At 51.6% G+C, this 24968-nt stretch carries 14 protein-coding genes, 1 tRNA gene, 4 pseudogenes and 1 riboswitch; of the genes and pseudogenes, 6 read left to right on the top strand and 13 right to left on the bottom strand.

The genetic code is table 11. The features are described from left to right. The 3 genes and pseudogenes from O71_RS26405 to O71_RS07755 form a co-directional block, all read left to right on the top strand. On the top strand, positions 1-728 hold a 728-nt coding region (locus O71_RS26405; RefSeq protein ID WP_040573984.1), incomplete at its 5' end, for a TonB-dependent receptor domain-containing protein. Positions 729-763: 35 nt separating this feature from the next. Then, a pseudogene (locus O71_RS26410) lies at positions 764-1321 on the top strand (TonB-dependent receptor domain-containing protein); the annotation flags it as partial. An 82-nt stretch (positions 1322-1403) separates the two neighbouring features. Then, positions 1404-2171 carry a 3-hydroxybutyrate dehydrogenase gene (locus tag O71_RS07755; RefSeq protein ID WP_007655102.1) on the top strand — a complete coding sequence of 256 codons (768 nt, stop codon included), beginning with the start codon at positions 1404-1406 and terminating at the stop codon, positions 2169-2171. 87 nt (positions 2172-2258) lie between these two features. On the opposite strand, the gene O71_RS07760 is transcribed toward O71_RS07755, so the two are convergent. The 10 genes and pseudogenes from O71_RS07760 to O71_RS07795 form a co-directional block, all read right to left on the bottom strand. After that, complete coding sequence (locus O71_RS07760; RefSeq protein WP_143731868.1) at positions 2259-4253, bottom strand: OmpA family protein; 1995 nt, start codon at positions 4251-4253, stop codon at positions 2259-2261. 19 nt (positions 4254-4272) lie between these two features. Then, positions 4273-5226: a type IX secretion system membrane protein PorP/SprF gene (locus O71_RS07765; protein ID WP_040573989.1), complete on the bottom strand. Its 954-nt coding sequence runs from the start codon at positions 5224-5226 to the stop codon at positions 4273-4275. 26 nt (positions 5227-5252) lie between these two features. After that, positions 5253-6344 carry a gliding motility-associated C-terminal domain-containing protein gene (locus O71_RS07770; RefSeq protein ID WP_007655116.1) on the bottom strand — a complete coding sequence of 364 codons (1092 nt, stop codon included), beginning with the start codon at positions 6342-6344 and terminating at the stop codon, positions 5253-5255. A gap of 18 nt (positions 6345-6362) precedes the next feature. Next, positions 6363-9448: pseudogene (locus O71_RS07775) on the bottom strand (ice-binding family protein); the annotation flags it as partial. A 465-nt stretch (positions 9449-9913) separates the two neighbouring features. Further along, positions 9914-10273, bottom strand: a complete 360-nt coding sequence (locus O71_RS26415) for a PorP/SprF family type IX secretion system membrane protein (protein WP_007655120.1) — start codon at positions 10271-10273, stop codon at positions 9914-9916. Then, entirely contained in the window at positions 10240-10560 is a 321-nt protein-coding gene (locus O71_RS26420) for a type IX secretion system membrane protein PorP/SprF (protein ID WP_255345364.1), read from the bottom strand. The genes O71_RS26415 and O71_RS26420 overlap by 34 nt, the downstream gene beginning before the upstream one ends. Before the next feature lie 134 nt (positions 10561-10694). Continuing rightward, positions 10695-10877: pseudogene (locus O71_RS27150) on the bottom strand (type IX secretion system membrane protein PorP/SprF); the annotation flags it as partial. After that, a complete protein-coding gene (locus O71_RS07785; protein ID WP_007655126.1) occupies positions 10877-14437 on the bottom strand; it encodes a T9SS C-terminal target domain-containing protein in 3561 nt (1186 codons plus the stop codon). The pseudogene O71_RS27150 and the gene O71_RS07785, both read right to left, overlap by 1 nt. Positions 14438-14943: 506 nt before the next feature. Next, positions 14944-15020 (bottom strand) — tRNA-Met (locus O71_RS07790). Between the two features lie 217 nt (positions 15021-15237). Beyond that, positions 15238-16854, bottom strand: coding sequence for a POTRA domain-containing protein (locus O71_RS07795; RefSeq protein ID WP_007655127.1), 1617 nt, complete (start codon positions 16852-16854; stop codon positions 15238-15240). A 229-nt stretch (positions 16855-17083) separates the two neighbouring features. Here O71_RS07795 and hemW point away from each other — a divergent pair, with 229 nt between their 5' ends. The 3 genes from hemW to O71_RS07810 all read left to right on the top strand — a co-directional run bounded on the left by hemW (position 17084) and on the right by O71_RS07810 (position 19474). Beyond that, positions 17084-18199: a radical SAM family heme chaperone HemW gene (hemW, locus tag O71_RS07800; RefSeq protein WP_007655131.1), complete on the top strand. Its 1116-nt coding sequence runs from the start codon at positions 17084-17086 to the stop codon at positions 18197-18199. Between the two features lie 80 nt (positions 18200-18279). Further along, positions 18280-18690 (top strand): hypothetical protein, encoded by a 411-nt coding sequence (locus O71_RS07805; protein ID WP_007655133.1) that lies wholly within the window; start codon positions 18280-18282, stop codon positions 18688-18690. 13 nt (positions 18691-18703) lie between these two features. Continuing rightward, positions 18704-19474, top strand: coding sequence for a cyclase family protein (locus tag O71_RS07810; RefSeq protein WP_007655136.1), 771 nt, complete (start codon positions 18704-18706; stop codon positions 19472-19474). Between the two features lie 167 nt (positions 19475-19641). On the opposite strand, the gene metF is transcribed toward O71_RS07810, so the two are convergent. From metF to O71_RS07825, 3 genes and pseudogenes are all read right to left on the bottom strand, one after another. Further along, positions 19642-20598: a methylenetetrahydrofolate reductase [NAD(P)H] gene (metF, locus tag O71_RS07815; RefSeq protein ID WP_007655139.1), complete on the bottom strand. Its 957-nt coding sequence runs from the start codon at positions 20596-20598 to the stop codon at positions 19642-19644. Between the two features lie 46 nt (positions 20599-20644). After that, a pseudogene (gene metH, locus O71_RS07820) lies at positions 20645-24351 on the bottom strand (methionine synthase). Between the two features lie 71 nt (positions 24352-24422). Continuing rightward, positions 24423-24532, bottom strand: a riboswitch (SAM riboswitch). 319 nt (positions 24533-24851) lie between these two features. Then, the coding region (locus tag O71_RS07825; protein WP_007655145.1) for a 50S ribosomal protein L27 at positions 24852-24968 on the bottom strand (117 nt) is incomplete at its 5' end.

Genomic DNA, 24968 nt, shown 5'->3' on the forward strand with positions numbered 1-24968 from the left:
TTGCGTGCCTGGGCCAGTCGCAGGAAGTTGCGCACGAAAAGTCTAAAACCGGTGCTCCGGCAGGTTCACTATACCCTGGCTCACCTGCCATCGCTTTCCCAGGCTTTATCGACAAAAGTCACCGCCTGAACGGAGAGGTGCAGTACAACAATAGCTACGCTGGCTTTGATGTGATCACGGGCTTGAGTTTCCAGCGCGATGTCGCCTATAGCCGCCAAACCTACCTCGATGACCGCAACGGCAACATCATCCTGAATCAGTATGGTGCCGTAGCCCAAATTGAGCGAAGCCTGGGTGACAGAGTGCGCGCTGTTGTAGGCGCCCGCCTGGACCGCCACGACAACTATGGTACGCAGTTTAGCCCCAAAGCTGCCCTGACGCTGAATGCGCTGGCAGGTACCTTCAGAGCTACCTATGGCCGTGCCTATGCAGCCCCCTCTATCCAATTCCAGGAGTTTTATCTGAACAATGGCGCACTGGCCATTTTGGGTAGCGGCGCAGGCCTGACGATTCAGAATACGGAGACAGGTGCTACTCGCGAGATCCCGAAGCTGGAGCCAGAGCGTGTGCAGACTTTCGAACTCGGTTACAAAGGCACTCCTACTGACAAGTTTTATGTTGATCTGAGCACCTGGTACTCCATGTCACAGGATTTCATTTCTCCACTAACGGGCATCACCCCGATCATGGGCAAAGAGAAAGTGATCCGTAAGGCTCAGAAGATGTAACAGAAGCTGCTTCTAACGCCCTCAACTACTACCTCACTTATCTGAACTATGGTAATGTGAACTCTTGGGGAACAGACCTTGGCCTGAACTATTACCTGAGCAATAATTTCAGCATTGGTGCCAAGTATTCTTATTTCAATTCCGATATCACGGACCGTGATAACCTGGACAATGACGCGAACGGTGACGGCAAAGTAACGCCGGCGGAGAGCAGTCTGAATGCACCAAAGCACCGCTACAACTTCAACTTCACTGCCCGCGACCTGTTCAACAACAAGTTCTTTGGCTCGGTGAATGTGCGCATCCTGCCGGAATATGATTTCTTCTCGGGCTCTCAGGTGGCATCCCGCGAAAACCGCGAGCAGCGTGTGGCACCGCTCCTTTACAACTACGGTCCGCTTGGCGGCTTCACATCTGTAGACTTGAGCGCTGGCTACCGCTTCACACAAATGATCACACTGGGTGCCAGCGTATCCAACCTGTTTGATGCCGAGCAGCGCGAGTTTGTAGGCTCACCGGTGATCGGACGTCTGTACTCAGTTGAGCTTCGCTTCGACTTCGGTGGCAAGAAAAATAAAAACGACGTTAGGTAGATAGATTAAGGTGAGAACAGGGCGTCCCGCAAGGGCGCTCTGTTTTTTTGTTTGTCAACTTTCCATTTTTAAGATCTTACAAATGAAGAATGCAATCATCACAGGCGGCACCAGTGGCATTGGCTTAGGTATAGCCCGCTTGTTTGCGGCCCAGGGCTACAACCTGCTATTAAACGGACTGGAGAAATATGGTCAGCAGATTGCCGATGAACTGGCGCAGGAGCACGATGTAAAAGTAATGTTCTCATCCGCTAACATGCAGTACTCAGACCAGATCCGGGAGATGGTGCAGCAGGCCGAGCAGGAGTTTGGCCAAATTGATGTCCTCATCAACAATGCAGGTATACAATATGTCGCTCCTGTAGACGAGTTTCCGGAAGATCGTTGGGATGCGATCATCGCTATTAATATGTCGGCTACTTTTCATGCTTCCAAAGCCGTATGGCCCGGTATGAAAGCCCGTGGGTTTGGCCGCATCATCAACATCGCCTCGGCGCATGCCCTGCGTGCATCGGAGTTTAAAGTGGCCTATGTGGCAGCCAAGCACGGTGTGGCAGGTATAACCAAAGTCCTGGCGCTGGAGGGAGCTCCTTACGGCATTACTTGCAATGCCATTTGCCCCGGCTATGTGCGAACCCCACTGGTAGAAGCACAGATTGCCGATCAGGCACGTGCCCACCAGATGTCAGAAACTGAGGTCATCGAAAAAGTGATGCTGAAGAAACAGCCCATCAAGCAATTTGTAGAAGTTGAAGCGCTCGGTAACCTGGCGCTATACCTGGCATCCGATGCGGCCAGTCAGTTGACAGGTGCCATGCTACCCGTAGATGGTGGCTGGTCTGCACAATAAGCTATACCTTATTTCGGTTTACAGTTGATCTTAAAGCAAAAGCCCCGGCTCCTGAAAGAGCCGGGGCTTTTGCTTTACCTTAATTTATTACTTGCTGATGATCTTGAACTCGGTACGTCGGTTCACCTGATGATCTTCTTCCGAACATTCTACATAGTCGGCGCATTTGTTACGCAGCCTTGTTTCGCCGTAGCCTTTCGCTACCAGTCGGTTGCGCTCTATACCTTTCGATACAATGTAATCCACGGCAGCCTGCGCTCTGCGATCTGACAGATCCTGGTTATACTTGCGGGTCTGGCGGCTGTCGGTGTGAGAGCTCAGCTCGATGCGGATTGTTGGGTTGGCCTTGAGTATACGCACCAGTTTGTCTAGTTCAATGGCAGCATCCGGACGAATGTCATGCTTGTCGAGGTCGTAGAAGATGTTCTCCAAAACGATTGGTACGTTAGGCGTGTCACGGTACATGATCATCTCCACCAACAGCGAGTCTATGCTGAAGCGGCAATCCGGTGTGAAGAGGATCGTCTGCGTCAGGTAACCTTTCTTGCTACCACGGATGGTGTATTGCATACCTGCCTCCACTTTGTAATTGAAGTTACCAGTTGAGTCAGAGTGCGTTTCAACCATGGAACCCACGTTCTCTTCAAACAACTGAAGCAGCACATTATCCACCATCACACGTTTCTTGAGGTGTGTTCCTGGCTGATCTACCATCTCGTAAGTCTGTCCAACCAGCGTACATTCCACGTTCACTTCTCTGAATTTGTAAATATTGTCGTAGCCGGTTTCGCTTGTTCTGCCTGATGACAACCAGCCTTTGGTTCCAGAGCTGTCTACTACAATACCTAAGTCGTCGCGGGAGGTATTGAGCGGATACATCAGGTTCTGCACGCGTGTCCAGTTACCGTGCTCTCCCTCTGCTTTAAATATGTCCAGACCTCCAAGGCCTACGTGTCCGTCAGATGAGAAATAGAGTTTGCCATCACCGCCTATACTTGGAAAACTTTCACGGCCGCTCGTGTTTATCACTTCGCCTGCGTTTACAGGCTCGCCCCAACTGCCGTCCGGCTGACGCTCACTATAGTAAATGTCTGTTTCGCCCGCTCCTCCTGGCATGTCAGACACAAAGTAAAGGACCTTCCCGTCTGGCGTAATGGCAGGATGCCCTACAGAATACTCTTGTGGCTTATTGTATTTGAAAGGCTTCACATCTACCCACTCATCGCCATTGCGACGCGCCATAAATATTTCGTGCCGGTTAATGTTACCGGTGCCCTTGCCATCACCTCTATTCACCCAGCTGGTTGGGTCAGTATTCACTTTGGCATGGCTACGCTTCACACTGTTGGTCCGTGTAAAGTAAAGGATATTCTCCTGCGGCAGGAAAGATGCCGGGCCGTTGTGAAAATCGGTGTTAATCTCATTGCCAAGCGGGCTCGGCTCATTCCAGGTAGAGTCCTCGTTCATGCTGGCGTAGTAGAGCTGCACAAAGCCATTTCCGGTCCAGTTGAAGCGCTCTTTTTTCTTGCTCTCGTCGGTTGGTAGCCTGTCTGACGAGAACACCATATCGCCATTTGGTAGCTGAATAGGGCTGAAGTCAACCCCAGAGGAGTTAAGGCTTTGCTCGGTAGAAATTTCGTAGGAAAGTGGTCTGTTCGTCCAGAATATTGCTGAGTCGCATGAGGCCGCCAGTGCCATGGCTTTGTTGGCCTGCTCCGGCACACGGCGGGCATAGCTGGTATACAGTTCTTTTGCCTTCTCATAGTTACCATTGCGCTTGGCTGCTTCGGCATAATAGTAAATGCTGGCTGGCGTTACATTCTCAAAGCCGGCAGCCTGTGCATACCAGAACTCTGCCTCCTTACTGTTGTTCATCAGGCGGTAGCTGTCTGCTATGCGCTCGAGCAGATAAGCGTCTGGCTCTTTGCGCTCCATCAACTTTTTGTAAGCGTCGAGCGCCAGGGCATACTCAAAACTATTGAAGTGTTTGTCAGCCTCCTTTATCTCTTTTTTCTGCGCAGCAAGTGGCTGCGCGCACACTGTCGCCAGAAGAATCAGTAGGTATAGGAATCGTAATCTCATGTCTGCTTTCTGGGTGAATTTAGAAGTAACGTGGTGTCAGCATTCGGTTATCCTGCTTTTTGAAGAAGGAGTAACCCAGTGAAATTTCGTGACTGGCATGCTGGCGCAGTGCATTTAAGCTTACATCGTAAGAGTAGCCTAGTCGCAGCTTAGGCGTTACATAGAGCTGTGCGATAGCTGCCCAGGCATTGCGGCGGTCCAGTTCGTATTCGTCAGAGTAGTTGCTGTGCACTTTCACAGCCGTGCGGTACGAGCCTCCCAGCCAGATGCGCTCTCCCAACAGGAAAAATGCATTCAGATCCAAACTTGTCGGGCTGTTAAAATCCTCTTTTACCAAAAAGCTAGGCTTGAAGATAAGCGTTGACGAGAGGTCCATCACATAACCTGCCGACAGGAAATAATGGCGGTTCGGCATGGTTACTTCCAGGTTATCATCTCCGGTATTGATCAGGTTGGCTACTGAAAGTCCGGTATAGAAGCGCTCCGTGTTGAAGAAGGCTCCGATACGAAAATCAGGCATCAGTTCTGAAACGCGACCCGGGTTCAGCGCTTGGTCAGGTCTTGTGTTGCCGGTGTTGAGCTTGGTGCCATCAAGTGTATACTGCGCCAAACCTGCCGCAAAGCCTAGCGCCAGTTTGGATGTCTCGCTCATCTGCAGTCGCACGGCCAGGTTGCCATGAAGCCCCATCTGGCGCTGAGCTCCAAGCTCATCATTCATCGCATTGAGGCCAAAGCCCAGCAGACCGCTGCGTGAAGAACCATCCACACTGAAAGTCTGTGTAGTGGGAGCCCCCTCTATACCTACCCACTGGCTGCGGTGTGTCAGGTTCGCATTGATAATCTCTTTGCTACCCGCATAGGCCGGGTTGATGATCAGCTCGTTGAAGATGTACTGTGTGTATTGCGGTGCCTGCTGCGCATAGCCCTCCCAGGACAGCAGCAGTAACACCAGAAGTACCCCTATTTTTCGCATGGTAATCACTTAATTCGTTTGTTTTCTTATCGGACGATCATCACATAACCCTTGTAGGTCTTCTCAGAGCCATCGCACAGCGTGAGACGTATCAGGTAGTAATAAGTACCCTCCGCTAATTTGTCTCCATTCCAATTGTTCTGATAAGCTTTGCTTCTGTACACTTCATTGCCCCAGCGGTTCACGACTACCACCTCATTATCCGGATAGTTTGTCAGATTCCCGACTACCCAGGTGTCGTTTTCACCATCGTTGTTAGGCGTAAACACGTTCGGCACATTCAGAGCCGCTTCGCGCATGCTTGGGTCTGAGATCATGGTTACCGGGTCGCTCTTACACTCACCGTTGTCAGCCACTACAGTAATCTCTCCTCTGGCATTACCCTGCATCACGGTGATCACGCTAGTGCCCTGCCCTGACATGATCTCCCAGCCAGCCGGAACTTCCCAGGTAAACAGCGCTGATGGGTTGTTAGACTCGAGCTCGAAAGTAGCGATATCGGAACAAGCCAGAGTGCGGTCTACAATGCGGCTGATCACAGGAAGCGGTCTGGTAGTGACAGCCAGTGTTGTGGCATCACTCTTATCGCAGTCGTTCTCGGCCTCAACGCTAATGACACCTGAGCTCGTACCCATCTGTACTGTGATTTGTGTCGTACCCTGACCTGAGGAAATGATCCACCCGGCAGGCACTTTCCACGAATAAGAAGATGCATGCGCAACTGGTTCTATAGAGTAAGTGGTTATGCGTGTTGCACAGGTCAGCGTTTCGCCGAGTATGGCAGCTGGTGCAAGCGGTGGTGAGGTTACAACTTCAACTGTGAGTTTCGCCTCAGATGTGGTTCCACAGGCATTCTCGGCTTTCACCTTCACATCTCCTCTGCCTGTAATTTTCACTGTAATGCTGTTAGTGCCTTCCCCTTTCAGTATCTCCCAGCCGGCAGGCAGTGTCCACAGGTATGTTTCGGCACCACTGATGGCAGGTATAGAATAAACAGCGTCAGTTCTGCCCACACATGCCAGCTCCGGTCCCTTTATAGCTTCCGGGTTCATAAGTGGACGCTGAGGCTCTGTCAGAAGCTTCACACTCTGGCTCTTTCCGCAGGAGTTAACAGCCACTACGGTTATCTCTCCTCCGCTTGTGCCGGCTGTTGCTTTAATTTCTGTTGTTCCTTGCCTGATGTGATTGTCCAGCCTTGTGGCACGACCCACTCGTAGCTGATTGCCGTTGGAACAGCTGCGATGCGGAAGGTAAGTCCAGCTGTATTGCCACAGTAGGTTTCATTGTCAGCTATAATAGCAGATGGTGAAGGCGGCACTGACCCTACAGACTGTACTGTCAAACCAGTGGCAGTGCTTCTGGTTCCGCAGTTGTTTACAGTAGCTACACTCACTTTACCTTGCGTTGTTCCGGCCTTCACCGTCACGCGGGTAGTTCCCTGTCCCTCTACGATCACCCAGTCTTCGCCAGGGAAGCTCCAGAAGTAAGAGCTTGCACCTTGCACCGGATCGATAGAGTAAGTTTGGTTAAGACCGGCGCAGTACTGGGCGTTTCCGGTTATTGGTCCCGCTTGCGGAGCCGGTACGTCAGCCACTGGCGCAACGCGCAGTCTGGCAGGCATACTGTTACCGCATGGGTTAGAAGCCGTCACAGTGATATCACCAGCCAGTGTACCTACTTTCACTACCACTCGCGTCGTACCCTGGCCTGACAAGATAGTCCAGCCAGACGGCACGGCCCAGATGTACTCTAAGGTATGGTCAACCGGCTCCAGCATATAAACTACCTCGCTCTGGCCTATACATACTTCGTTAGGACCCTTAATGGCAAATGGAGTTGCTGGCACTGTTGGGAATGGTCTCACGGCTTTGGTGGCAGGGCTACTCTGACCGCATGAGTTCACCGCGATCACACTCACATTTCCTGATTGGCTACCAATCGTTACGGTGATGCGGGTAGTGCCCTGGCCGCTGATAATGGTCCAGGTAGCAGGTAGTGTCCAGGTATAGCTCTGAGCTCCTGCAACGGGGTCTATTTCATATACCGTCGTTTTAGCCGTACAGCCAAACTCTTCTCCTTTTATCACGACAGGAGCAGATGGTGCACCAGTTGCGGTCGTTACATCTTTACGGGTGATGCCGCTTGCGCCGCAGTCATTGACAGCCTGCACACGTAACTGGCCACCGCTGGCATTTTCGCTCAATGATACGGTGATCTCGTTTGTACCCTGACCAGCAGTGATCGTCCAGCCATCCGGCACATACCAGGTATAGCTGGTTGCTCCTGGCACTGGTGCTACGGAGTATTTTGTACCTACACTGTTCTGGCAAACCGGAAAAGCTCCTGAGATGTCACCCGGATTAACCGGCGGGCCTGGAATAGGCACCACATTAAATGTTCTGGATGGGCTCTGTCCGCAGGCATTGATGCCTTTTACAGTTACCGTACCACCTACGCCGTTTGGATTAAAGATAACGGTATTGGTTCCCTGTCCCTCTATAAGCGTCCACTCAGCCGGATATTCCCAAATATACTCTGCTACATCGCCGCTGGCTGTCACACTGAATGTCACACGATCTGTTGTAACACAGAAAGGCATCGTACCTGATCCAGAGATGTTAGAAGGCTGATTCGGCGCCTGTAGGAATGGTTTTACGTCAATCTCTGATGCATTCGGGCTTTCGCCGCAGACGTTCTTTGCTTTTACAGTTACTTTTCCGGCTGTTTCACCTACACTTACTGTTATTTGTGTGGTACCCTGTCCCGATACAATTCCCCAGCCTTCAGGCACTGCCCATACATAGGAAGTGGCATCTTTGACTGGCTCTATGGAGTATGTTGCGCCTTCACCGGCACATACACCTTCATTAGCCGTGATTGGCCCCGGTGTGGCAGGTGGATCCGGGTAGTTGTTTACTTTCAGGCGGCTTGGAGGGCTGGCGCCGCAGCTGTTGTTCACCGAAACCTGAATAAAGGCATCGTCATTACGTGATGTTGCTCTTACAACAACCTTCGTTGAGTTTCTAGCTCCAATAATTTCCCATCCGCTGGGTACGTTCCAGGTATAGCCCGTGGCACCTACCACTGGCTCTATACTGTACTCTGCGTCAGTCCCCACACACAGTTCTACCGGACCAGTAATAACCCCTGCATCTGGCAGTACCGCGCAAAAGTTAATGTCAACCGTGTTGTTCTGCTGGATTTCATCCTCAGCCGCACCTGAAATAGTACCACGTACAAAGCCCGGGCCTGTTTCGTTGATAGTTGCAGTGAGCGTAAGGGTATAGGTCTGTCCAACTTTCAGGCTCCCGATGTTCCATACCCAGTTGCTGTTCACAAGCGAGAAAGTAGAATTGGGCGCATCAGTAGTGAAGCTGTGGTTTGCTCCGGAAAAAAGAATGGGGGTTACCCGTACGTTTTCGTCGTCTACAGGTCCTTTGTTCGTGACAGTGAAGGTATAGGTGATTGTCTGACCTACAATGTAGCGGTCAACACCGGCGTTGCCTTCCGATTTCTGTATTTTGATCTCTAGGTCAGTTGGCAGGAAGAAGTTGTTGTTGTTCAGCCTCACTTCACTTTGGAGGGAAGCAACCCGGCCCCTTACAATCGTACCATCACCCAGGGTTACGGCCTGCTGCGCCAGATACTGACCTTTAATTTCTGCACCATTGGCTACGGTGAGTGCATTTTCCACAACCCAGAAAACATTGCCGATTTTGGCATCCCGAATCAGCTCAATATCCACTCCGGCACTTATACTAAGACTTCCCTTGATGACAAAGATGAAAACTGCATTTGGGTTGTTACCACCGTCTAATGTAATATCATTGGCGACAGTGGCATCTCCATTGAACAGGTATACACCAGGAGTATAAGTACGGCCACCAAGTTCAGGATTGGTTAGTGTAGCAGTAGGAGCAGTGGCAGCGGCCGTATTGTAGACTGCAGTGGCTGCGGCGAGGGCCTCATTGGCAGCGGCATTTACGTTTTCGATGCCACGCCATACAGAACCGTCGTTAAAACCCTGGGCGGTTCTGCCAACGGAGGCCACTTTTGCGCGAACAACTGTATTTGTGTTGTTCTGGTTTACAACCCTATCGCCACCTACTACGTTATAGTCGTAAAAGGCCCCCAGTGTGGGCGCTTGTTGCGCATTTACGCCAAACGTAACCAGCCATAAGCCCAGCACTAAGAGCAAGGCTCTACTTAAGAAGCTTGTCATGAAATCAATGAGTATAAGTTTGTTATAGAACTTGGCGTTTAAATATTCAACAATTTGCAGCTACGGACAGCCATTTCCGAAGCTCTTCTCTTTCCATCCGTCTCAGCCAAATAAGTCGCAAGTATATACTTAAAAAAGTACATTAAGAAGCTTCAAAAGTATATTGCATATATTTGGGGCTATATTAACCTCTAAAATTTAACAAAATTTGTTAAGCACCAAATTTTAAGTTAAAGTTTAAACTTAATTGCGGCAAAGTCCTATATTATTTCTACTACTTCTCAAGTGCGCCCAGCTCTTAATTATAAACTGTCTGATCGCATCTCACAAGCTATTGTGCAATAGTATTTTTAGACTCGGGTGCAAAAGTAGGCACAATCGGGCACACTCTGTATCAGCAACATAAAAAAAATATCCCCTCACAGGTTCTTTCTGAATTGCACTAAAGCTAAAAGTGCTCTTACGCTACCATACCCACTGCGGACATATGATGCGACGGTCATTGAACAGCTTAAAACCTACTACTACCTCGTGGGTTCCGGCGCTTACCCGGTTGAGGCCTGATGTGGTGGCGTCGTATGAATAGGAGATGTCAATCAGTGGGCTAACATATACGCCCACCATGCCTACTATGGCATCGTTGTGGCGGTAGGAAGCACCTACCCAGAAGCGCTCATCATAAAGCGCACGAAGGTTTACGTCCACAGAAAGTGGGCTAGGCGAGGCTAGTTTGAGCATCACAGAAGGGATCAGGTCTATACGACCTCCAGGAGCAAAGCGGTAGCTACCCGTCAGGAAGTAATGGCGCTGCAGGTCAAGTGACACATTGTTATCCTCAGCGGAGCGGAAAGTGCCCGCATTCTCCAGCAGCTGAGCCCCGCCAGACCTACAGAGAAGTTACGGGAGTACACCCACAGCCCCAGCGAAAGATCCAGCACATTTTGATTCACCTGGCCACCACCTATCAGGGGCTCTGCCGGGTTGGTGAACTCCAGTTCTGAACTGTTGATGGTATTGCGCACCAGGCCCGCTGCCACGCCTGCTGACACATTGATGGTGCGCGTAACGGGTAAGTGGTAAGCATAGGTGCCTGATAGCCCCGTTCTGCGCAAGGGCCCTGTTTTATCGGTATGAAGAATAATACCTGCCCCATGGTGGGCGAGCGCTTGGCATACTTGGTACTGGCCGCACCTTTATTCAGCGGCATGTGGGCGGAGGCGTAGTAGGTAACAGGCGCTCCGTCTAGCCCCACCCACTGCTGCCGGTTGCTTATGCGTATGTCGGCATAGTCTTCTATACCTGACAGGGCGGGGTTGAGCAGAAAGTTATTGACCATGTACTGGCTGTACTGCGGACGCTGCTGTGCGAAAGCCTGCGTGACAACACCTACCAATACAACCAACAGGAGAGACAGCTTCTTCATAGTCATTATCTAATAATGGTCACATGCCCTGAAATTGGTTTTTCGGAGCTGTTGAGGTAAATGATGTAGTAATAAGTCGCCACTGGCAGGGACTCGCCATTGTAGGTACCGTCCCAAGGTGTAGCATAGCCGGTTGAATTGAAAATCTGGTTGCCCCAGCGGTTGAAGATCTCGACGCGTGCATCCGGATAGTTCTGAATGTTCTCAATCTCCCACACATCATTCACCCGGTCGCCGTTTGGAGAGAATGCGTTAGGCGCTGTGATCGCAGGTATAACCGTCACGGTCACTTCATCGGTTGCCGTACAGCCTTCTTCGGTCGTGATAGTCACCGTGTAAGTAGTAGTCACATCCGGCCTGGCCACCGGGTTGGACACATTGGCGTTGCTCAGGCTGGCAGCAGGCTCCCACTGGTACGACACCCCGCCTGAAGCACGCAGCTCTGCAGGACGCCCCTGAATGATTTCCACATCTGGACCGGCATCAGCGACAGGCTCCACTACGGTCACGTTTACCGCCGTGCGGGTAGCATTTGTACAATTGTTATTGTTTCTGGCCTGTACATAGAAAGTGGTGTTACTACTAAGCTCTGGTGTAACGAAAGTAGTGCCGACAAAGAGCGGCGACCCGCCAGTTGGAGCATCATACCACTCAATGGTATTGCCGTTAGCATTGGCTACCGTTAATGTGGCAGACCCACCCACACAGGCGCGGGCGTTTTGCACTGTCAGGATAGGAGCGTTTGGCAAAGGCAACATGGAGATCAGCACTGCTTCTGAAGGATTTTCACAACCTCCTGAAATAACCACTCGGCGGAACCAGGTGTCACGGGTCAGTACAGGCGGAGAATAACCTGCTCCTGTATTCTGACCAGGCGCAGGATTGAAACCTGCATTCGGGCCGCTAATACTGCTTTCCCAAAGGTAAGTAAAACCGCCGCTGCCACCGGAAGGGGTCGTGCCCATCAAAGCGGCTGGCTGCGTGCCTGAGCATATCTCCTGGGCAGCTGAAATGGAGTTGCCCGTAATGGCAGGCCGTATGCGTATCTCCACCACATTACTCTCGTTTGGTGTACATTGTCCGGAACGCACTATTCGCTGGAAATAGGTAGTCTGGGTAATAGCACCCGGGGTATAACTCTGCTGGTTGTTAGTACCCGGTGCTGGCACAAAGCTGCCAGCATTTCCTGTTCCACTGATCAGCCATTCGTAGGTATAGTTGCCGCTGCCGCCAGAAGGCGCAGAACCTGTGATAGCACCTGGTGCGGCACCCGAACACTCGTCCTGGGTCGGCGCTGTGATCGTGTTGTTGGCAAGCGCCGGGAAGACAGAGATTTTAACTGCTTCAGAAGGGGAATCACATGATCCCGAAATAACAATCCGCCTAAACCAGGTATCACCAGACAAATTTGTAGGTGGTTCATAGTTTTCACCATTGTTAGGAGTTGGTGCCGGAACAAAACCTGTGTTCGGGCCAACTGTACTTATCTCCCACCGATAGGTATATGGGCCGCCCGCCCCGCCGCTTGGAGGTGAGCCAACCAGTTGACCAGGCACATCTCCTGTACAAATCTCCTGGGATGCCGGCGTAACCACATTAGCACTTGGCGATACAGGCTCGACAGCCACTACCTCTACCACATTACTGGAGTCAGGCGAACAATTTGCAGAGCGGACTACTCGCCTGAACCAGGTAGTAGCTTGTATTGGCTCTGTCGGCGTATAATTCTGGTTATTATTTACACCAGGTGCTGCTGTATAACCTCTATTGGGACCGGCTGTACTAATAAGCCAGGTATAGCGATATGGAGAGGTTTCGTCACCCCCTGCAGGCCTGGTGCCGGTTAACTGAGCCAATGTGCCACCAATACATACTGTTCTGGTTTCGTCTCCTTCAATCAAGTTGTTGGTAACACGCGGATTTGCCGTAACGGTAACCCTTCTTCTCGGCCCGATACATATCACGCCCTGCGCTGAGTCGCGTGCCGCCACAAAATAATCGTTGCTGCCAGCTGCTAAAGGAGGAGTCACAAATGTGTTGCCGATAAAAATCGGTGTCGCATTCGGGTCATCGGTATCGAACCAGACATAAGCTGGTCCCGGGGAAGTAGGGGTCAACTCCACAAAATCACCTTCACAGACAATGCCGGGATTCTGGATAGACGGTTGCCCAGGCTGTTGCAGTATAATCACCTGAGACGGCGGCTGCGGCTGTCCCTGGTAAATGGCATTAGAGCTACCACACTCATTGACAGCTTCCACGGTTATGTTGTATGTGCCTGGCCTGTCGAAATCGTAGGAGTAACTAAAAGTCTCAGAATTAAATGTCCTTGTGGTAGGTCCCTTTGGTCCGTTAATAGACACAGTGACCGTAATTTCCTCCCCAAAGTTTTTGTCAACGAAAATACCTCCACTACCTCCACCGGGGAACCCGCCAGGCCCCGAGGCACTCAGATCAATAGTTTGAGGTCCGCAGAACACTCCTCCCGGGGGCGGCTGCACCTGTGGCCATCCAATCACAACGCTCTGGGACGCAGTATCTGTCTCGCAGCCGTTGGTTACAATTTGCTCTATTGTGTACACCCCGGAAACATCAAACCTCAGCACAGGGTTAGGATCGGTCAGCGTACCTGATTCTATCACATAGCCCTGATCTGGCGTTATACTCCACTCGTATGTCAAACCTCCACCCGAGGCTGTATCCTCAAGCGTCACAATGATAGGCACACAAGGGGGCTGCTGATTTTCATCTGCCCGTTTTCGCTCAAACTGAAACCCGGCTTTAGGGTCTTTACTTACACTGTATACTTGTGTAAACACTTCTGTACAACCATTACCGGCTACTGCCGAGATAGTGATAGTATAGTCCCCCACCTCGGTGTAGGGATTCGGATTGGATATTGGAAAATCAGAAAGGCTGTACTGCACGGGGCCGCTGCCGTCTCCCCAGTCAACAAAATAACTGCGAATGTCACTTCTGGCAGGCTCCTCTGTTGTATTGGTAATTACAGCCAGCACACTTATATCTTCATCGGCAATGGTGTCAGGCAAGCAGGTTTGAAAGCTGTTTTCTTCTGTAAAGGATATCTCTGGCAGCCTGTTCACTTGTACTTGCTCTGTTACAGGCTCAAGGGAAGGACAGCCTGTGACAGAGTTAGTGGCCAAAACAGATACATCGAACGTTTCGAAACCCGTTCCCCTCACATTATAGGTATGTGTTACCCGCGCTCCTCTGGCAGTTGTACCGTCACCTAAAGTCCAGGTATAAATCTCCTCCGGATTCTCGTTGATTATTTCAAAAGTTATAGGTGTGCCAGAACAGGGGGCTGTGGAAGGGTCAATAGTAAAGTTAGGAGCGGCAGGCCGTGGATTAACGGTAATCACTGTGCCTGCAGATGTGTTTTCAGTACAGTCTGTACCAGTGACGCGCACCTGGTAGCGCCCTGATGTACTAACCTGCAAAGTGGAACCTGTAGCACCTCCAATCACACCGCCATCCTGCAGCCATACATAAGAAAGACCGGCACCTTCAGGAGCTTTTAGAGTAGTAGTTTCACCTTGACACAAGACTGTGCGACCATCAACTGTAATTGTAGCACTACATGCCTGTGACCGCACTTGACCGCTTAATAGTAACAAAGAAGCAAGCAAACTAAAGAACAGATGCCTAGGTAGAATTTGGCGCATCGGATCAGGGTTAGAGGGTGAAATTTAGCTATACTGAAACTATAACGATATAACCTTTCATTATGATTTATCAGAGCATGACTTTAAAGCAAATAGTGCTTAAATATAAGCAAAACAATTAAATAACTGTATATACACTCTGGCTGGTTTATGTGAATGAAACCTCCCAGGATTGTCTACAAATTCAGCTTATTATTGTTTGTGCTTCACTTCACTATTTCCATCATAATAGAAGAACCTTCTGTACGTTATCAGGTATAGTTCAGTTTAAATATAGCGAAGATAATATTTAGAGGGCATCCATCGAGACTAACAGGATATCATAGGAAGGAGAAGGGGACTGAAAAAACAAAAACCCTGAACCGTTTCCGATTCAGGGCTTTTCTTGGGTAGCGGGAACAGGACTCGAACCTGTGACCTTTGGGTTATGAGCCCAACGAGCTACCAACTGCTCCATCCCGCACTGTTATTGTGTTACAAAAGTAGTATAAACATACTTACAATGCAAGCATAGGTTACTAAAAACCTCAAAAAAATTGCGCTCCCTTAGAATTTGCTCGTGATTCCGAAGTGTATCTTCGAGGCTCTCAGCGACATAGGCTGCTGTTCCGATTTTCCGACAGAATACACTAATTGGAAAATTCCGGCGCCAGTACTAAAACTTATTCCTCCGCCAACACCTAGTGGCAGGCCTCGGCTTTAGATTGCTCCAGGTCGCTGCGGTAGTAGCCCTGATCGTAGAAGAGCAGCACGTAGGAGTCTTCGGCCGTGAACAGACGGTATTCCAGCGTGCCGATGCCATAGGTGGAGGCAAAGAAGAAGTACTCATCAAAGCCACGCAGGGAGGCCAGGCCGCCTATGCGATACATGTCATTCAGGAAGATCTGATCATTGAGCAGTGCCTCGCCTCGCACTCTTGCCAATAAGGCGCTGTTTTTGCCAACCCTGAAGAAGTTCTCCAGACGCACGCCCAGACTAAGCTGGGTTGTATTCACCTCCAGCGTATCGTAAAACTCCTTCTCCAGACTCGGATTGCGCAACAGTTTTTTGCGTCCTGCTGCCAGTTGCAGCTCTACCAGGCGACCTTTACGGGGAAAATAGAAGTCGTCGAGGTTGTTCCAAAGGTAGTTCAGACCATAGGTATTGGTACGAGCATCGGCCAGGTCGAGCGCACGCAGGCTCTGTGGATTGGCCGTGGAGAGAATGCGGGAATTACGCCACTCTGTGAACACACTAAAGCGCCCATACCGCATGGTATTATAGGCCAATTGCACTCGCGGCTGTATGGTGATAAAGCTGGAATCCTGCTTCAGCAGCCCGAAGCGGGTGCCTAGCTCAAAAGGAGTTCCGAAAAGATTAGGGTGCAGGTACTCGCCGTTCAGGATAACTGACCCCTTATTTACCCGACGCCATTGCAGGCCGAGCTGCTTGCCGCTGCCTTTGATGTTGCGGATGTTCATGTTGGCCTCGCCTGTGATCAGCAGTTTGTTGCCGGAGCGGCTTGGGTCGGGCAGGAAGCCGACCACACCGTCTATCTGGTTTGTCTGGCGGTCTTCCAGGAAATAAACCACCCGCGCCTTGTCCCGATAGAACTGCACCTGCGGGGGCCGCACTACTTTCAGGTATGGCAGTGTAGTGAGCATGCGTTGCGAAGCCTCCACCTGATCCTGGTTATAGGGTTGCCCAGGGTATAGCTGCAGGTAGCGCATCAGAAACTTAGGTTGCGTTTTGCTGCCCCCCATCACTTGCAGGGAGTCGTAAGTGACGATGAAAGCTTTCTCAACCATCAAGGCGGCTCTTATCTTGTTATCCACTATCTGAATGGAGTCGAGCCAGACAGAGGCAAAGGGGTAGCCATTGCGCTCAGCGTAGTCGAGGATGCGCTGCTGCAGACGGGCGTACTCAGCCGGCTTGAAGGGTGTGTTGCGGTAAAACTTCTCCCGGAAGCCAGATTCCACCAGTATACCTTCGCTCAGGTTGCCGTTGCGCAGCTCAGCCCAGTCGAAGCGACTGCCGATGTGCAGTTTCACGTGGAGCGTATCGCCGTGCTTGTACGAGCTGTCAGCCGAGGCCAGCAGGTAGGCATCCTGATGCAGCCGGTGCACCAGTGCCGTGACTTCTTTGCGGGCTTCTACGGTATCGGTATGCTGGGTGCGGTAATTATACTGTCGCAGTACGGAGCGCTCTGCACTTGTCGTGTATACCTTTAGCGCTGCTTTTGTCTGGTTTATCAACTTAGGCGTTGGCGGCTGTACCTGCTGCTGTGGCAAAGGCGGCTTGTCCTGCGCCTGCGCCAACGTGGGCAGCCATAGGAATAAGCACCAGACTAAGACAGCGATTTTGTACATTTGTACGCTAAATGGTTGAATTGTTTAAGGGCTAAATTGTTTCTCTATTAACAAGAAGCATCTGCTCAATGGCTTGCCTGCAAAGGTAAGACTGCCTGAACGGTTTGTCGCATGCTATTTTTACATATCACACGAACTGAACAGTAATTTAACCATCAACAATTTAACAATTAAAAAATTGTCCGGCATCTACCTCCATATTCCTTTCTGCAAGCAGGCCTGCCACTACTGTGACTTCCACTTCAGCACCTCCATGGGGCACAAGGAGGTCACCATACAAGCCATTGCCCGGGAACTGGAGCTGCGTCGAGAGTACCTGCAGGGGCAAGAGGTCGGCACGATCTACTTTGGCGGCGGCACACCCTCGTTGCTCACCCAGCAAGAGTTGCAACTTCTACTGCAAACCATCAAAGACTTGTTTATAGTTTCGGAAGACGCAGAAATAACACTGGAGGCCAATCCGGATGACCTGTCACCGGAAAAGCTGCGGGAGCTAAAAGCAGCAGGTATAAACCGCCTGAGCATTGGCCTGCAGTCCTTTCACGAGCCGCACCTGCGCATGATGAATCGCGCTCACAACGCAACTGAGAGCCTGCAGTGCGTAAAAGACGCCCAGGCCGCCGGCTTCGACAATATCACCGTGGACCTGATCTATGGTATACCCGCCACGGATCACAGCATCTGGCTCGAGGACCTGAAAACGCTATTCTCCCTCAACGTGCAGCATGTTTCCTGCTATGCCCTAACCATAGAGCCCGACACGGCCCTAGGACGCTGGAGCAAGAAAGGAACCTTTAAACCGTCGGAAGACGAGTTTACGGCGGAGCAGTTTGAGATCCTGCTGGAGCAGATGAAGGCGCAGGGCTTTGTGCAGTACGAGGTGTCTAACTTCAGCAAGCCTGGCTGCGAATCGCGGCATAACAGCAACTACTGGCGAGGGGTGCATTACCTGGGGGTGGGGCCGAGTGCGCATTCCTTTAACGGGTATAGCCGGCAGTACAATGTGGCCAACAACCGTAAGTATACCGCCGCCATAAGCGAAGGCACTATACCTGCCGAAGTAGAAGAGCTTACTTTAGCAGACCAGGCCAACGACTTCCTGCTTACCACACTCCGCACTATCTGGGGTTGCGACCTGAAAGTGATGCGCGACAGGTATGGCTACGACCTGCAGTCACAACACCAGCTATACCTGCAGCAGCTTCACAATAAAGGCCTGGCCTGGATCGAAGCGGATGTGCTATACCTAACTGATCAGGCAAGCTGCTTGCCGACCAGATCACCCTGGACCTGATGGTGGAATAGCTTTCGCTTTTATTTCAGATTTATTCGTAGATTTGGTATCAGGCGGATATAGCCCCGCACCCCACCACCATGCAGCTACTGGAAACACTTTACTTGAATGACATCAGCCGGATTGCAACAGACCGCCAACACGGTATTCTGGCCAATACCTGGCTACGCCCTGTGGAGCACAGCGAGATGCTTGAGACAGCGGAAAGGATAAGCCAGCTGCTGCAGGAGTCTAACATTGATAAGTTGCTCCTGAATGCCATGGCCATCGGCAAGTTACTGCCCTACACCAAAGAGTGGCTGTCTACAACTTACTACAAGTCGCTTTCGGACCTGGGCCTGAAAAAACTGGCCCGTGTGCTGCCCGAAAATGTGTTTAACAGACTTTCGTTTGAAGCTGTTGTTACAAGAGCTGAAGCCTTGGGCTGCGTGAATTTTGAAGTCAAAAACTTTACCAGCGACGAAGCTGCCTTGCGGTGGCTTCGGGATTAAAAGCCTCAGTTCCATGGAAGCCTCCATCACTTACCGCGACCAGCCCTATACCTTCGACCCGATACAGCCGCTCGACATTTCGATGCCCCTGCACAACGGTCAGCTACAACCCGAGTGCTTTTGGGCTGAGCCGGTGGCTTTTGATGTGATCCGGGTCGGGGATTTTGTGGGAAGCGTAGCAGAAGGGGGCAGCACCAATTACAAGCGCATACATGTGACACCACACGGCAACGGCACTCACACCGAGTGCTACGGTCACATCTCTGCCGACGAGAATGCGACCATCCACAACTGCCTGAAACGTTTCCTGTTTGTAGCACAGCTTATAACCTTACAGCCACAGAAGCAGGAAAACGGTGACAAAGTGGTAATGCTGGAGGATGTGAAGGAGAAGCTGCAAGGTATAAAATGCGAAGCGCTCATCATCCGCACCCTGCCCAACACAGACGAGAAGCTCACCCGCCATTACTCCGGCACCAATCCACCCTACCTGGAGCACACCATCGGGCAATACCTGGCTGAGAAAGGTATACAGCACTTGCTCCTCGACCTGCCCTCCGTAGACCGTGAGCTGGATGAAGGCAAACTGCTTTGCCACCATGCTTTCTGGCAGTACCCAAAGAATACCCGTTGTGGCGCCACCATCACAGAGCTGATCTATGTACCGGATCAGGTAGACGATGGGCTATACCTGCTCAATCTTCAAATTGCTAGCCTGCAACTCGATGCCAGCCCCAGCAAACCAGTGCTGTACAAGCTGTCACCCATCTTTCCGACTTTGTAATAACTCACATTTTGTGTCAGCTCTCGTGAGCGCCTGAAACTTGTTTCATAGCCGGCTAGACGCTCACGGTCTGGGAGACACTGTGAGGTCGGGTAAACCTATAAAAAAGAAAAGCTGGCGCCAAAAGCCCCAGCCTTAAGGTTAGGTTTAGTTTAGTTGAGGATTCTTTAAAATAAGGCTTCAGCGACTTTCCGCACCGACTCTGACTTACCCATAGAGTAGTAGTGCAGACAAGGCACCCCAAATTCCATCAGCTCTTTCGATTGCTGTATTGCCCACTCCACACCTACCTGTGCGGCAGCCTTGTTGTCCGGACAGACCTCGATGGCATCCGCTAGCGCGCAAGGAATTTCGATGTGAAACAGGCTCGGCAATAGTGTCAGCTGCGTCTTGGTAGTCATCGGTTTCAGACCCGGAATGATCGGCACGTTTATACCTTCTTCACGGCAGCGCTTCACAAAGTCGAAGTATTTCTGGTTATTGAAGAACATTTGCGTTACAATGTACTCTGCCCCCAGCTCCACTTTCTTTTTAAGCCATCGCAAATCTGACGTTATATTAGGCGCCTCGAAGTGCTTTTCCGGATAGCCCGCCACACCGATGCAGAAATCAGTACCATTGTGGTATGCCTGCTCATCATCCAGGTAACAGCCCTTGTTCATGTTCACGACCTGCCCAATCAGCTCTGTTGCATAGGTATGTCCATCCGGCTCAGGCACAAAGCGCTGCTCGCTCTTCACGCAATCGCCACGCAATACCAGCACATTGTCTATACCTAAAAAATGCAGGTCGATCAGGGCATTTTCTGTTTCCTCTTTGCTGAAGCCACCGCAGATCAGGTGCGGCACCGTGTCTACCTTGTAGTGGTTCTGGATGGCCGCACAAATACCTACCGTGCCCGGTCGCTTGCGCGTGCTGCGCTTCTCTAACAGCCCATTTTCCCGCTGCTTGTACACGTACTCTTCGCGGTGGTAGGTTACGTCGATAAAGGGTGGCTTAAACTCCATTAGCGGATCGATGTGGCCGAACAGGGTTTTCATGTTCTCGCCCTTGAGTGGCGGCAAGATTTCAAAGGTGAACAGCGTCTTGCCATTGGCGTTCTGGAAGTGCTCGGTTACTTTCAAGGTATAGTTGGTGGTTAAATTGCTTTATTCAAAAAATGCTGGCTGACTAGACTGCCTGTTGCGCCATGACCTTTGGTTCGTAGTTCAGGTTTGGCGACAGCCAGCGCTCCAGTTCCTCTTTGGCCATACCTTTGCGCCGCGCAATGTCGGCCACCTGGTCTTCGCCTATCCTGCCGAGACCGAAGTAGCGGGAGTCGGGGTGCGAGAAGTAGAGGCCGCTCACCGAAGAAGCCGGATGCATGGCCAGGTTCTCCGTCAGGATTACACCCGTTTCTTCTGCCTTGAGTAAGTTGAACAACGTGATCTTTTCAGTATGGTCTGGACAGCGGGGTAGCCTGGGGCAGGGCGTATACCTTTGTATTGCTCCTTGATAAGACCCTCATTGTCCAGCTGCTCGTCCGGTGCGTAACCCCAGAGTTCTTTTCGTACCTTTTGGTGCATGTGCTCGGCGAAGGCCTCAGCTAGGCGATCGGCCAGCGCCTTGACCATAATAGATTTATAATCGTCGTGCTCAGCCTCGTACTGCTCCAACAGCTTCTCGATGCCAAAGCCAGCCGACACCACAAAGCCGCCGATGTAGTCGGCTATACCTGTTTCTTTCGGCGCAAGAAAATCGGAGAAGGCGAGGTTCGGCACATTGGCTCCTTTCTTACCCTGTTGGCGCAAGGTATGGAACTCGGTGAGCACGTTTTCACGTGAATCATCGGTGTATACCTCGATCGTGTCGTCGGCCTCCACGTTGGCTGGGTAGAAACCCACCACGGCACGGGCTTCGAGCAATTGTTTGTCCACAATCTCCTGCAGCATGGCCTGTGCATCAGCAAACAGCTTGGTGGCTTCCGCTCCCAATTCCGGGTCGTTCAGTATTTTCGGGTACTGCCGCTTGAGCTCCCAGGTATGGAAGAACGGTGTCCAGTCGATGTACGGGATGATCTCCTGCAGGGGGTAGTTCGTGTATACCTTGTTGCCGGTAAAGCTTGGCTTGGTTACCTCCGTCGCAGCCCAGTCTACCTGGTACTTGTTGGCGCGGGCTTCTTCTATGCTGGCAAAAGCGCGGTCTTTGGTGCGGCTGAGGTGGTCTTCGCGCAGCTTCTCGTACTCGGCCTTGATCCCGGCAATGTAACTCTCGCGGTTGCCGCCCAACAGGTTACTCACCACTGTTACGCTGCGGGAGGCATCATGCACATGCACCACGGGGCCGCTGTACTGCGGCGCAATTTTCACGGCGGTGTGTACCCGTGAGGTAGTCGCGCCACCGATCAGCAACGGAATTTTCATGCCACGTCGCTCCATCTCCTGCGCCACGTATACCATTTCGTCCAGAGACGGGGTGATCAGGCCGCTCAGGCCCAGCACGTCTACCTGCTGCGCTTCGGCTTCGGCCAGGATCTTGTCCAGCTGCACCATCACGCCCAGGTCTATCACTTCGTAGTTGTTGCAGGCCAGCACCACACCCACAATGTTTTTGCCGATGTCGTGTACGTCACCTTTCACGGTGGCCATCAATATCTTGCCCTGAGCGGAGGAGGAAGAACCCGCTTTCTCAGCTTCCATGAACGGCAACAGGTAGGCAACGGACTTCTTCATCACGCGGGCGCTCTTCACGACCTGTGGCAGGAACATCTTACCAGCTCCGAACAGGTCACCCACTACCTGCATACCTGCCATTAGCGGCCCTTCAATTACGTCCAAGGTTTTAGTGGCTTTCTGTCGTGCCTCTTCGGTATCTTCTTCTATATAATCGACGATGCCTTTTACCAGCGCATGCTTCAGACGTTCCTCTACCGGAGCCTCACGCCAGGCATTGTCAGCGGCAGTAGCTGTTTTGCCCTTGCCCTTGATGGTCTCGGCATAGTTCACGAGCTTCTCAGTAGCGTCTGGGTGTTGGTTGAAAATCACATCTTCGATCAGGTTGCGGAGCTCTAGCGGCACCTCTTCGTAAATCCCCAGCATACCCGCATTCACGATGCCCATATCCATACCTGCCTGCACGGCGTGGTATAGGAATATTGTATGCATGGCCTCACGCACCAAATCGTTACCCCTGAAAGAGAAGGACAAATTGCTCACGCCGCCGCTAACCTGCGCATGCGGCAGATTGGCCTTGACCCACTTCACCGCCTCGATGTAGTCGACGGCGTAGTTGTTATGCTCCTCTATACCTGTGGCAATGGCCAGTATGTTCGGGTCGAAAATGATGTCCTGTGGCGGGAAGCCTACTTCGTCAACCAAGATGCGGTAGGAGCGCTCACAGATCTCGATGCGACGAGGCAAGGTGTCAGCCTGCCCCTGTTCGTCAAAGGCCATCACAACTACAGCCGCACCATACTGGCGTACTTTGCGGGCCAGTTTCTTAAAGGCTTCTTCGCCTTCCTTCAGTGAGATGGAGTTCACAATGGATTTGCCCTGCACGCATTTCAAGCCGGCTTCAATCACGCTCCACTTAGAAGAGTCGATCATGATGGGCAGCTTAGCAATGTCGGGCTCGGAGGCGATCAGGTGGAGGAAGTCCGTCATGGCCTGCTCCGAGTCGAGCATGCCTTCGTCCATGTTCACGTCTATGATCTGCGCGCCGCCTTCTACCTGCTGTCGGGCAACGGAAAGGGCCTCTTCAAACTTGCCGTCGACGATGAGGCGGGAGAATTTCTTGGAGCCGGTGACGTTTGTGCGCTCGCCGACATTGACAAAAAGGGTATCGGAGGTGATGGTGAGGGGCTCGAGGCCGCTGTAGCGAGGGAGCGGAGCTACGGGAGTGGGAGTGTGCGGTTTATACCTGCGCACCAGGTCTGCGATTACTTTGGTGTGTACTGGCGTCGTGCCACAACAACCACCCAGTACGTTTACTAAGCCTTCCTTCAGATACTCCTCCACAATGGCTCCCATCTGCTGGGCTGTTTCGTCGTAGCCGCCAAAGGCATTCGGCAGACCGGCATTCGGGTAAGCGCTGATGTAACAGTTGGAGATGCGCGACAACTCCTGAATGTGCGTCTTCAACTGACGGGCGCCCAAGGCACAGTTAAAGCCCACGCTCAGGATCGGCGCATGCGAGATCGAATTCCAGAAAGCTTCTACCGTCTGCCCTGACAAGGTACGGCCGCTGGCGTCGGTGATCGTGCCGGACACCATGATCGGCAGTTCTTTGCCACCATCGTTCACGTGCTGCTGTATGGCAAAGAGGGCTGCTTTACAGTTGAGGGTATCAAACACGGTTTCCACTAACAGCAAATCAGCTCCGCCGTCTACCAGGCCACGCACCTGTTCGTAATAAGCCTCCACCAACTGGTCGAAGGTGATGGCTCGAAAGCCCGGGTTGTTTACATCGGGGGATAGAGAAGCTGTGCGGTTCGTCGGGCCGATGGCACCTGCCACGAAGCGTTTATGGGTAGGAGCGTTGGCTTCGGCTTCGTCCGCTGCCTCACGTGCGATCCTTGCCGACTCATAGTTGAGTTCATACACGATATGCTCCAGCTTGTAATCCGCCATAGCGATAGTAGTACCGCTGAAGGTATTGGTCTCGATGATGTCGGCACCGGCCTCTAGGTACTCGGTGTGGATGGCTTTGATGATGTCGGGCCGCGTGATGGAGAGTAGGTCGTTGTTGCCTTTCAGGTCGGACGGATGATCTTTGAAACGCTCGCCACGGAAATCGGCTTCGGAGAGCTGGTAGCGCTGGATCATGGTGCCCATGGCGCCATCGAGCACGAGTACGCGCTCCTGCAGCAAGGTATGGATCGGATGATGTGGTGTGGTCATGTTTGGTGTTCCCCCTCTTGGTTAAGTCTACATACGCGCTTATCAAGAAGGACACCCAAGGAAGGTATACTCTCTTATCTTTTCCCAGCCAAGATATGGCTGAGAAGGGAATTAGCACCAAGCTGGTACAAGGTTGCTAAGACGTCATCGGGCCCTGTCCCTCGGTCTTTCTTGATAAGAATGCTGTAAAGATACACACTTATCCGCAAAAGGCGAATTTTTGTTGCACCTGGATAGGAAGATAACAGGAGGAGTTGTCGAATTTCGGCCTACAGCGGCTTGCAAAAGGTATAAAAACAGAAAGGGACACTAAAAGTGTCCCTTTCCTAAAAGAGTTTAATTGTTTTCACTCTATAACTCTTTATACCTTCTTATACGGGAGCAAAATCTGATTGTTCTTCCCACAGGTAAGTATTTTCGCTAGGGCAAAACAAAAAGGGACCACCTTGCTGGTGGTCCCTTTTTGTTTAAAAGCCAGGGGCCTTTTGTATCGGTCAGAATTAAGCTTCTGCTTCTACTTTAGGTACTACAGAAACGAATGAACGGTTCTTAACACCTTTCTTGAATTGAACTACACCGTCAACCATAGCGAACAGTGTGTGGTCTTTACCCATACC

Origin of the sequence: Pontibacter sp. BAB1700 (assembly GCF_000277005.1) — a bacterium.
Lineage (GTDB): Bacteria > Bacteroidota > Bacteroidia > Cytophagales > Hymenobacteraceae > Pontibacter > Pontibacter lucknowensis.

Bases quoted from the DNA above. Each gene is read 5' to 3' on its own strand.
- O71_RS07755 (WP_007655102.1), top strand. From the start codon at position 1,404: ATGAAGAATGCAATCATCACAGGCGGCACCAGTGGCATTGGCTTAGGT.
- O71_RS07765 (WP_040573989.1), bottom strand. From the start codon at position 5,226: ATGCGAAAAATAGGGGTACTTCTGGTGTTACTGCTGCTGTCCTGGGAG.
- O71_RS07760 (WP_143731868.1), bottom strand. From the start codon at position 4,253: ATGAGATTACGATTCCTATACCTACTGATTCTTCTGGCGACAGTGTGC.
- O71_RS07810 (WP_007655136.1), top strand. From the start codon at position 18,704: ATGGAAGCCTCCATCACTTACCGCGACCAGCCCTATACCTTCGACCCG.
- O71_RS07805 (WP_007655133.1), top strand. From the start codon at position 18,280: ATGCAGCTACTGGAAACACTTTACTTGAATGACATCAGCCGGATTGCA.